Annotated in this window: 10 protein-coding genes; 5 read left to right on the forward strand and 5 right to left on the reverse strand. The window is 57.9% G+C overall.

Annotation, left to right across the window (positions count from 1 at the left end):
• From HKN37_12895 to HKN37_12915, 5 genes are all read left to right on the forward strand, one after another.
• Positions 1–440: hypothetical protein (locus HKN37_12895; protein NNE47544.1), on the forward strand; the 440-nt coding region annotated here is incomplete at its 5' end.
• 117 nt (positions 441–557) lie between these two features.
• Entirely contained in the window at positions 558–2,873 is a 2,316-nt protein-coding gene (locus HKN37_12900) for a hypothetical protein (GenBank protein NNE47545.1), read from the forward strand.
• Positions 2,870–3,454, forward strand: coding sequence for a hypothetical protein (locus HKN37_12905; protein NNE47546.1), 585 nt, complete (start codon positions 2,870–2,872; stop codon positions 3,452–3,454). Before HKN37_12900 ends, HKN37_12905 begins: the two co-directional genes overlap by 4 nt.
• A gap of 84 nt (positions 3,455–3,538) precedes the next feature.
• A complete protein-coding gene (locus HKN37_12910; protein ID NNE47547.1) occupies positions 3,539–3,823 on the forward strand; it encodes a hypothetical protein in 285 nt (94 codons plus the stop codon).
• Positions 3,820–4,572 carry a LysM peptidoglycan-binding domain-containing protein gene (locus HKN37_12915; GenBank protein ID NNE47548.1) on the forward strand — a complete coding sequence of 251 codons (753 nt, stop codon included), beginning with the start codon at positions 3,820–3,822 and terminating at the stop codon, positions 4,570–4,572. The genes HKN37_12910 and HKN37_12915 overlap by 4 nt, the downstream gene beginning before the upstream one ends.
• A gap of 57 nt (positions 4,573–4,629) precedes the next feature.
• Here HKN37_12915 and HKN37_12920 read toward each other — a convergent pair whose 3' ends face one another.
• From HKN37_12920 to HKN37_12940, 5 genes are all read right to left on the reverse strand, one after another.
• Positions 4,630–5,097 (reverse strand): hypothetical protein, encoded by a 468-nt coding sequence (locus HKN37_12920; GenBank protein ID NNE47549.1) that lies wholly within the window; start codon positions 5,095–5,097, stop codon positions 4,630–4,632.
• A gap of 224 nt (positions 5,098–5,321) precedes the next feature.
• Positions 5,322–5,786 carry a hypothetical protein gene (locus HKN37_12925; protein NNE47550.1) on the reverse strand — a complete coding sequence of 155 codons (465 nt, stop codon included), beginning with the start codon at positions 5,784–5,786 and terminating at the stop codon, positions 5,322–5,324.
• A 3-nt stretch (positions 5,787–5,789) separates the two neighbouring features.
• Positions 5,790–6,011, reverse strand: coding sequence for a hypothetical protein (locus tag HKN37_12930; protein ID NNE47551.1), 222 nt, complete (start codon positions 6,009–6,011; stop codon positions 5,790–5,792).
• A 342-nt stretch (positions 6,012–6,353) separates the two neighbouring features.
• Positions 6,354–9,179, reverse strand: coding sequence for a hypothetical protein (locus HKN37_12935; GenBank protein NNE47552.1), 2,826 nt, complete (start codon positions 9,177–9,179; stop codon positions 6,354–6,356).
• Between the two features lie 38 nt (positions 9,180–9,217).
• Positions 9,218–10,660 (reverse strand): hypothetical protein, encoded by a 1,443-nt coding sequence (locus tag HKN37_12940; protein NNE47553.1) that lies wholly within the window; start codon positions 10,658–10,660, stop codon positions 9,218–9,220.
• Positions 10,661–10,694 lie beyond the last annotated feature (34 nt).

Below are 10,694 nucleotides of genomic sequence, written 5' to 3' on the forward strand. Positions count from 1 at the left end.
CCCCCACACCGGGCAATGGGGTCATCGTGGACTCCACCACCTACGGCATGGCCTACGGGGTAACCCGATCGAAGCTGCGTCAAAGTCAGGGCGTTCCCGGCCACGGCTGGCCACTGCCCATAAGTGACGCGTTATGGGAGTACGGATACCTCGATGGTGGCGGCAAACACCGGGAATATGGTGGCAAGCATCTGGGTGTGTTCCGTAACACAATTTTGCCGTGCGAATCCGGTGGCGAACTCGACCCCCACCTTGCCCATAATCGCGGCTCCGGCGACCATGGCCGAGCTCAGGTGAACCGTTACTGGTGGCGTGTCGATTTCGAGAATGCCTTTGGCGTGGACTTCGACACATGGATTTACGATCCCGTCCTGAATGGTGCGCAAGCTGCCCGCATCGAGAACATTCAGGGCCTTACCGCGTGGGTGTGTTACCGATAATGGTACTCGTCCCGGCCTCTCGGTCTCGGTGATGACGTTTCTGGGCGAAGTGAATCACGCCAACCTGAGTCCGGATGGAAGCCCCGTTGTAGTCACCCGTGTTATGCTTGGTCCAACATGACTGACTTTACATCCATATCGTTCACCACCGCCCCCACCCTCGAAGTCTACGACACGGCCTGGCAGTGGGGTGCGAAGGGGACACCCAACGCGGCAGAAAAGTATGCGCGGGAACTGAAACGGATTCGACCGTCGGGTCGCAGTTTCGACGGGGCGTGGACGTTCCCGTTTCACCATCCGAACGCGCACATCTGGTCCCGATGGCATGGTGAACAGCTCGGCTACCGGGACACTGGCGGCAACCTCTATTTCCGTGACGGCTACGTTCAACGGTTGCGTCAAATGTTTGACCGGTTCGCTGCGCACGGAGCCAAAATCGGGTTTGGGCTGATCTGGCAAAACTCATATCTTCCGGGGGGCGACCCGAACCATGGTGTCGCTGGGCTGATCCACGCCGGCAACGCCGCGGCCTTCGGTCGGCAGGTGATGGACAGGGTCGGCGATCACCCGGCCATCGACCACTGGATTGTGGGCGGTGACGCTGGCTCGAATAACACCGACGCCAACATTGAAGTGTGGCGCACTATGGTGCCAGCCTTCGAGGGCGACGGCCGCCGCATCGTGTACCACTCACCCACCTCCCATGGGTCAGAGTCGGACCCGAACAACACCTACCGCCACCTCAACTATCAGAACGAGGGCGACTGGCTGGACGTGGCTGCATTGGAGACGGGCCATCGCCAGTCGGCGACGATCACCGAACAACAACTCCGCCGTGGTGTAGAGACCTACAACCCGAAGGGCATTGACGTGTGGGCGGGGGAGCCCCGCTACACCGGCTACCTCGGGCCATCCGACAAGTGGCCATACGAGAACTACGGCAAGGACGTGGCAGTCGCTGACGCTAAGGCTGCGCTGAGGGCTGGTGTCACTGGTTACGTGTTCGGAACGTGGGCGCGTTGGACTTGGCAGTATCAGGGTTTCGATCCCGACAATCCGCAAAACTCTTTCTCCGACATTGAGGATGCGGTGCTCGAAGTGTTCGCCTCCGGAGAATCGGAACCAGAACCAGAACCAGAACCGCCAACACCAGAACCGCCAGCACCAGAACCGCCAGCACCAGAACCACCGGCACCCACCCCACCACCAGAGGAACCCATGACAAACTTCACCCCAAATCCAAGTCATTACATCGAGACAGGCCCCTACGAACACAACTGGGGTGGGTACGGATGGCACATGGCTCGCCACCATGCGGCCCACAAGAATGTGACGGTCTACCTCGATCTACTTCCAACTGATTTGAACCGTAACCAATTCAAGGGTGGATGGGAACACCACGACAACAACCATTTCAGTGATCGAGAAATGGTATGGATATGGGAGGCCAATCACCCTCCGGCAACCGACCCCACACCGGATGATCCGGAGCCACCGACGGACGGGATTCCCAAGCTCAAGGTCAGCGAAATCATCGACCGAACTTTGCCGGGTGGACATGATGTACCGAAGCTGGCGTGGGGTCCGCTCGAACAGGCCACGGGTGGCAAGTATTCTGACGTGGGTGAAGGCTGGAAAGACGGTAACCGCACCATCGAATTCCGGTTTGCGATTCTTCCGTCGGTTGACGACGCGATACAACCATCGACGGCCCGCATTGTGTCTAGTCACGCCGCCTTGTACGTGTATGCCGGGGGCACATGGAAGAAAGGCTTTGACGTAAGGCTCGACGGTCTCGGTGAAGGTGCCTACTACGGCAATTCCAGCACACCGGACACCAACCCGTTTCCGTATGGCAAGGGCGGGGTGTTCTGGGATTTCCGCGGTGGACCACACAATGAGTCCGCGGCACCGTGGAAACAGTCGGCGCAGATGATCCACGCATGGGCGGGCAAGCGGTACCAGCCTGACGCCAACGTGACCGCCATGCTCACCGTGCAGCGTTTCCGCCTTGAAGGTGACGACGCTGACCTGTATGTGCAGAACGGCATCGACTACTGGCCACCAGGACAGCATGCGATTGTTGGTGGAGCCGGCATCGGCAACGCCCGTCGCATCACCCGTGATGGCATGTGGGCGTCATGGCTGACCCTGCCTGCCGGGGTACCGCGCGAGACCTACGGGGACTATCTCCGCTGGATGGAAGCGAATCCGTTCCCCGAGTGGATGAACATTGACAATGACGTCACAATCATCGACCCCGATCCGGTACCTATCCCTATACCACCAGACCCCGATCCGGCACCTATCCCTATACCACCAGACCCCGATCCGATACCAGATCCGAGTGTCGTTGAAGTCAATCGGGAAACCATTGCTTCCATTGCGGACAGGCTTGAGGGTCTCGTTCGAGAAATGGATGACCTGCTGTGATTCAGGAAGGACTACCCACCAACGGAAGCCACGTTAATGTGGCCGAACTCCACCCCGAGCTCAAGGCGCGGCTCCGAAAACTATTTGAGATTTGGCAGGGCGACCCTATTCAAATTCGTTCTGGTGCAAGGACATACGAACATCAAAAGCAACTGTGGGATGCGTATGTTGCCCGTGGTAAAACCCACCCGGTCGTAGCCAACCCTGATTTGGGGCTTGGATCAAAGCATCAAGTGCGTCCAGCGTGGTATCAGCACGGCAATCTTCCACAAATGGAGGCGGCATACGCCGTTGATCTCATGTGGACGACAGGATTGCCGTCCCGGCTGGAACAGGTGTCGTTGCATGAGCACGCCCATGAAGTTGGTTTGATGGCCAACGTGCCCTCCGAATGGTGGCATCTTGTCCCCACCCACCACGACCCGTTGTTGGATATTGGTCCCCTCGACGAGAAGGTTCTTAAAGAAGAAATCGTCGCTGTTCGGAAAGATATTCAAATTCTTTATAATCGGGTCGAGCGTCAGCGTAAACAGAATGTGCGCCAAGACCGTCGCATCGCCCGACTTGAGCGGCTCGAATAATTTTTGTGAGTTTCCCTTAAGTCTGTCCCCGCCCTGCCGATAGGTAAGGGCACCCCGCACTCCGTGGGGTCGGAAGGGATAGACATGGATACGGAAACACAGCGAACCTCAGGGTTCGGGGAAGCAATCACGCGACTTCTGGTCGCTGGCGCAGTGGCCGTGGCGCTGTTCTACGTGCTCAACAACGAGCAGGTTGAACCGATCCACGTCGAAGTGCCGGTAAGTATCGAGCAGGCCGCACCCGTGGTCACGACTCCATACGAGGCACCGTCGGTGACGGTGTACGGTGGCCCCGACGTTATCCCGAGCGACGAGTTCGTTCAGGCCCACGTTGAGGCTGGCACGACACGTCAGTTGGTGTCGCGATGACCGTCTACGACTACGAGTATGAGTGCCGTCGGGGGTCGGCTAAATTCAGTTCCGCTTCGGCGATGCTGATAATCATGATCCTTGCGGTGCTCATCGGCGGTGCCGCCAAGGTGTTGGCCGACGACGGTTGCACGCACACGGTGAAGTCGGGTGATTGGCTGTCCAAGATAGCCGTCACCTATGACGCCGACGTGCAGACGTTGGTGAATTGGAACGGGATTACCAACCCCGATTTGATTCATCCCGGCGACAAGCTGGTCGTATGCCGGAAGCAAAGTCTGAGCAGGCCGGTGCTCGTACCTGAACATGCGCAAGCGTGGGCAGATGCGGTCACCGACAATCAGCCAGACTGGGCCGAACCGAACCATGTGCGCTTCCTTGTGGCAGTCGCACAGTTTGAGTCAAGTTGGTGCAACCACCTATGGAATCCTCGTGATGCCGGTTGGGAAAACGGCGTCGAATACCTCGGGTCCTATGGATGTGTGCAGATCAGGGTCCGTGCTGACGGGACTGTTCCCCATCGCAACATCAACCTGTTGCGGGGCGACTTGGGTGCCCAGGCGCGGGCGGCGTGGAAGGTGTTTGGCGACAGACATCTGAACGGAAGAAACCCGTATACGGCGTGGGGTCCTGCCAACAGGACCAAACTGTATGGGATCAAACTCCCGCCCTCCGGTGACTGCCGGGGAACGTGGAATCCTGATCAGTGCGCCGAAGCGTGGCTCATCGCTGACACGGTGCTTGCCTGACTCCACAAAGAAAAACATGACGGCGCGACCCTCGTTTCGGCGGGGGTCGTTGTCGTTTTACTCAGCTTCCCACTGACGGATGACTTCACGGATTTCTTTGATCTCGTTATCAAACTCGCTGTACTTGCCCTCGGGACCTTCTTCCCATTCGACGTGGGCGTGGATGGCGGCCTCAAGTCCCGCCACGTCCTTGCGAATCTTGCCCCGTTCGTCGGAGGCGTGGAGGGTGGCCGTCTCTAAATGGTCCGCAAGGGAACTCTGGTCGGTCCTCAGTTCACTCATTTCGTCCTTGACGTTGATGACCATATCGAAGATGCGGGGCTGGCCAGCGTGGCGGTGGTTCACGGCGTCGTTGGCCTGCGTCGCCTGCTCCTTGCCCTCCTTGGCTTGCCTGTGGGTGAGGAAACCAATGACGGCAGTGACAATGCCGGTGAGTGAAGCGAAGCCAGCGGTCACTACCGCGACCCACACTGCGGTGTGGGGTCCACCACCTTCCGCTGCCTGGGCGAGAAGTTCTGCGACCATTCTTTTTTCCACTTTCCAGTTCCGCCTCGTTTAAGGTATAAAATACCTCACATGACAAGCGAAGAATTTAAAGAATGGCTTCAACCCAAGGTTTCTAAAGCAGACGAGTGGGTGTGGCACCAGCTCGACCGCCTCTTGGGGTACTTGCTTAAGAAGTTCTAGACGGGAGGTGAAGGCCGTAATACGTTTTGTGATACACCACGTCTATCGGGCGACGCCAAGACTCAGGAAACGTCGATAGAGAAGATGCCGTTGGCGTGCCAGATCACGGTAAACGTACCGTTGACCACGCTATTCGTGCCACCGAAGTAGTTGTAGCAGATGCCCTGATCGACAACCGTTGTCGCCGCACCGTCATAGACGAGACAGCCGAACACGTTCGCAAGGTCGGCAGCGCTGCCAGACGCCGTGTTTGTACCGTCAACAGTGATCACACCAGCCGACGGGGTGGACGTGACACCAGCGATGGCGACACCACCCGCATCCCACTGTCCAGCCTCGGAAACCTCGTTCGCTGCCCAAACACCGGCACCATACGCCGACGCCGCAGCACTGACCGTGTTGCTTGGTGTAACCGAGTCGTTGAACAGAGCACACATTGGTGTGCCGCCAGTGACATCGACGTTTGTCGTGTTGTCGATCATGTCGTCGATCAACTGATGGAAAATCTTGCTGTTCGTCCATGCCATGATTCAGCCCTCCAAGGCTTTCAGTGATGCCTGTGCGGCTTCCAGTCGTTTTTGCATGTGGGCAATCGAGGCGTTGCCGCGTTCGACATCGCGATCTCGTCTCGCTTCGGCGTTGATTAGACCCTGGCTGAACATCTCGATCTGAGTTTTCGTATGAGCGATTGCAGCCAGTGTCTTGTTGTCACCGCCAGTGTTGTCTTCGATTTCGGCTTCGGCTTTCGCCATTAGATTACTCCTTGAGTCGTTGCATGCGGGGCATATGTGACGCAATCCTGACCGTCTTCACGGGTTGTGATTGCTGACATCCAAGGTTTACCCTCGGCGTCCATCTGAACATTGTCTGACCCAACATAGTCGCCGCGCTCTACGAGTTCAATCTTGGCGTCGATACCGGCAAGTACCATGGGCATCGTCATCAAGGCCGCCCCCTTGCAGGCGTGCATCCGGGTGACGACGCCAGCTTGATACGAGACGTCTTCGTGTGTGCAGTTTGGGCACACCCAATGCTGTTCGGGGTTCAGATAGGTCATTATGGCCGCCATAATACCACAGGTGTCAGTAATAGTTTCACCCTTCGAGACCCGTCAGGCGTTCGTCGAGGTTGCGGACAGCGTTCCACACTTGCACCAGGAAGCTTCGCTGGTTCAGTCCCAGCGGAATACCGTCCTCGTCGCGACCGATCAGTTCTTCGGCGATCACGGCAGCCTCTTCGGCGGCGAAGCTCCACTGGTGAGGCAATTCTTCGTCGGCTTCGAGGGTGGATTTATACCGAATCGGAGTCAAAGACCGCACAATTTCCATGGAATCAGCCGAATCGAGGTGAGTGACATCCTCTTTCCAGCGGAGCGACGACGTGGTTACCTTGAGGGTTTGAAGGCTGCCGGTCCCGTCGGCGGTGACATTGTACGTGCCCGCAGCATTGGTCATTTGGGCCTGCGCCGCACCGGCCGAAGTCCCGCGGAAGACGTTGACGAGCCCACCGTTGTCGACCTGAAACGTCAGATTGCCGGTCGTTGCTCGGATCGTGGGGTTGGCGGCGTTGCCGAAAAGGATCATGTTGCTGCCGATGTAAACACCGTCGCTGTCGAGCGTGATGTTGTTGGCGGCACTCGTAATGTCAACGAGGCCGTTGGAGTTAACGTAAACATCTCCGCCCGAGGTGGTGGTAACTCGAAAATCGTCGGCGGCGAAGGGTTCCAAGAGAAACTCGTCGAGACCGAGCGTGTAATCAAAGAAGGGGTAGCCGATCCCAAAAATGTTGTGCCCAAACGCCACGCGCTGGGGCTGCATGATCTGATAGGTGAAGTAGGGCTGACCGACGTCGATCCACTCCGGTGATTCGAGACGCAAGCTCGCCGAGTCACTGCCCGTCTGGATGCCGTAAATTCGCCCGTCGAGCACCCCCCCGTTGCCAAGGTGAATTGAGGGTGTCGCCCCCAGAATCGAGCCGATCCGCACACCTTGATTGCCTTCAACTGCCGTTTGGAACAAGCCTCCTGAGCCGAATCCGCCGACGGTAAGCGTTCCGTCCAAGGTCGTGGTGGCTGAAATGCTGGCGGTGCCGTTCACAGTGAGGTCATTGGTGATGACATCTCCGTTGTTGTCCACCTTGAAGGGGGATGAAGCGTACGCCGTGTTTCCGACCCACATTTGGCCAGTGGTGTTGACGTGGAAGCTGTCGTTGCCCGTTCCAATGGAGATCGAACCACCGGTGATGGCCCCGCCAGTCATGGAGCCGCCAGTGATGGTGATGTTGGCGAAGGTCGCCGAGCCGTCTCCCTTGATTTCCCACTGGCCGGTGGCGGCTTTCAGTATGGAACTAGCTGAGTTCGACAAGATGATTGTCTGAGCGTCGATGGTTCCAGCGCCAATCCGATCGGCGGCGAAGGTGCCAGTGGTGATATCCGAGGCCGCCAAGGTGTCAATCTGGGCGGAGGTGATGGAGGCATTGGCGATCTTGGCGGCGGCAATCGACCCGTCGTTGATGACCGCAGTATCGAGGTAGCCGGTGCCGACGAAGAGCTTGTCCGCGCTGACGGTGCCGATCTTGGCGTCGGTGATGGCGGCGTCGTCCACCTGAAGAGTGCCGACAGCGGCGTCAGCAATGAGGGCGGTGGTGATATGGAGTGGCTCTATGTCGGTGGTCTCCACTCGGGGAACATTGGCCGAGTCCTGAACGGAGTAGTTTGGGCACTCTCCGTCGAGATCCTTCATCACGATCTTGACATAGTACGTAACTGCGTAGTTTAGTGGGCCACCCCCAATGGCGGCGGACTGGTTACGAATGAAGGCGAAGTTCGAAGTCGTTTCCAACACCATGGTGTTGCCTCCACCAAGAGGGGTGAAGTCGTTGGTGGTGTGGACATGCACCTCGTAGGTGAGCTGGTCATCATTGGTCCCGTGGTCCCACTTGGCGAACAAATAGCCCGGTCCTGAGGTAAGGGTGGGCGTGGGGGCCGTCCCAGAGGGCACCAGACCGTCTGTAATGGCGTTGTAGGGCACGTTGCCGACATCACCCAGTTCCACCAGCCCAGCAGCCGCGGAGCCCTGTGCGCCCGCTGCGGCGGAGCCATCGAGGTCGAATGCTACGACCCGGACATACACGGTGGTTCCGTCAGTCGGCACGGGGCTTCCATCGGGCATTCTGGTGAAGATGTGCGACGACAGGGTGGTGTCGGTCAGCAAGGTGGTGCCGTCCGGCGTGAAGCCTGAAGTTGTTGAGGCGTGGACCTCGTAGAACACGGGGTCGGCGTTGACCACTGGTGTCCACCGGGCCGCCAGCATCCTGATACCGGCATCCAATGTTACTGCGGGGCTTGAGGCTGGGGGAGACCCGTCCGAGTAGAAGATATCCAAAGGAGAGTGGGGGCCAGATTTGGTGCCGGCGGGGCCAAAGTCTCCGTCGCCGTTACCGGCGTACAGTCGCACGTAATAAGATTTCTGAGGATCAAGGCCGGGAATATTATGAGACTCACGATGATTGGTGACAATACTTTCAACACCCACCGTGAAATGGAAATCCTCTGCCCACTCCACCTTGTATTCTGGGTAGCCAAGGTTGTGGTCCCAGATGGCAATGAGTGCGTTGAGCCCCTCCGCCACATCGAGCAGGTCCACCGCCAACAGTTGAGCGGCAGGGATGCCAGTGTAGATGACGTACCCCAGCACTTCAGCGATCCACAGGTCACCTGATTCGCCTTCAACGCGGACCTGTTGGCCCACCTCACCGGGACGGGCAAAGCCGTATCGCACGGTAACGCTGGTGCTGTTCTCGGGGAACAAGACCTGTACTGTCTTCGACACCGAGTCGATGCTCTGCACCACTCCATATCGTCGAGTGATGCGCTGTGATTCCATCGCCTCCAACGTGGAACGATGAATGAGTTCCCGCATTCGGGACGCATATGAACTTGATGTACTTCCCCATACGCTCATGGTGTCTGTAGCCTCGAAATTTTAATTGAGCTCGGTCCCGGCTTGATGTTCAAATTAAATGATTCAAGCAAGTATCGGTTTACTTCGGCCGGCTCAGGACCGACTCGATCAAATTCAATTATAGTATTCGCTTCCCATCGGGGATCAGGAATTGCTTTCGACTGAATGTCGAACCGTTCCTTGGTGTAGTCCTCGAGAAGACGGTCCGCCAGGTTCTGAGCGTGAGTGTTGTCGGTGATCTCGGGGCGAGACACGGTGATTGGTCTGCGGCCAATGACATCCACCGAAGTTGGGGTGCCGGTGAGGTCTTCAGCGACCCCGTAGTAGGACACGTCGTTGCTGGTGCGTTCGCCAACCACTGCCACCACGTTAAAGATGTTGGTGGGGCTTTGATTCATGGAATAATCCCCAATGTTGCCGTCCATGCCGGTGGTGAACACATGAGAGATCGGCGACCCAACGAGGCGGGGCTTGTCTGTGAGTTGGAGGACGCCTTCAGCATCGAACCACAAGTCCATGTTGTGGGAGTCGGCGAGCTGACGCATCGAGGCCCATCGCATCGCTGACGGCGTATATACGATTTCTTCAGTGCCGATGTCCAGCCCCGTGTTGGGTAGGTTCATCTGACCAATGGACAGACCACCCGCCAGGGCAATGTCGCGGATCACAATATCAAGTGGATCGTTGGCGGCGTATTCCTCGAAGATTCCGAACTCCTGGGCGAGCACAATACTCATGTCGCGGCAAGCGAGTTTCACGTCATTACCAAAGTGCTTCATTGAACGGGTTTCGATCTTGCCAGTGAAGATGATTGGGGCATACATTACCCCCTTGGATTCAACGCCCCGGCGAAGCTGAATGATTTTGTCGTACCAAAGCTCACCCACAACAGCATCAAGGGTGCCGTCGTTATAGATTGTTAGATCAGCGCGGCGACGTTCGTCTCGATTGCCGTCCACGGTTACGTTGCCTTCGATCATGGCAATGTCGAGCTGGTACGGAGACATATCACTGTTGTAGACATCCACGTAAGAAATGACGCGGGTGGCGGAGGCGGTGATGGCGTTGTCGATTTCCGCGGCGGTGAGAACGCCGAGCGAAACCCTCGCATTGGATGCAGAACCGCTACCGCTTGCGTGACCAGCGGTCGGGGATGCATCACTCGCAACGAGTACCGTCGCATCAAGTGCGGAGCCTGAACCGGATGCGTGCTCGGCGGTTGCCGACGTTGCCCCAGATGTCTGGGCTGTCGCATCGTAGGCCGCGCCCGTACCGGCCGCATGTTCCGCGGTGGCGTCAGTGTTGCCCGCCGTCTGAACTGTCGCATCGTACGCAACACCTGAACCCGAAGCGTGTTCGGCGGTTGCCGACGTTGCCGACGCCGTCGAAACCGTCGCATCGTAAGCGGTGCCGACACCCGAAGCGTGCTCGGCGGTCACGTCAATGTTGTCGGATGTCGAAACGGTCGCGTCG

It is taken from the genome of Rhodothermales bacterium (genome assembly GCA_013002345.1).
Classification (GTDB): Bacteria; Bacteroidota; Rhodothermia; order Rhodothermales; family JABDKH01; genus JABDKH01.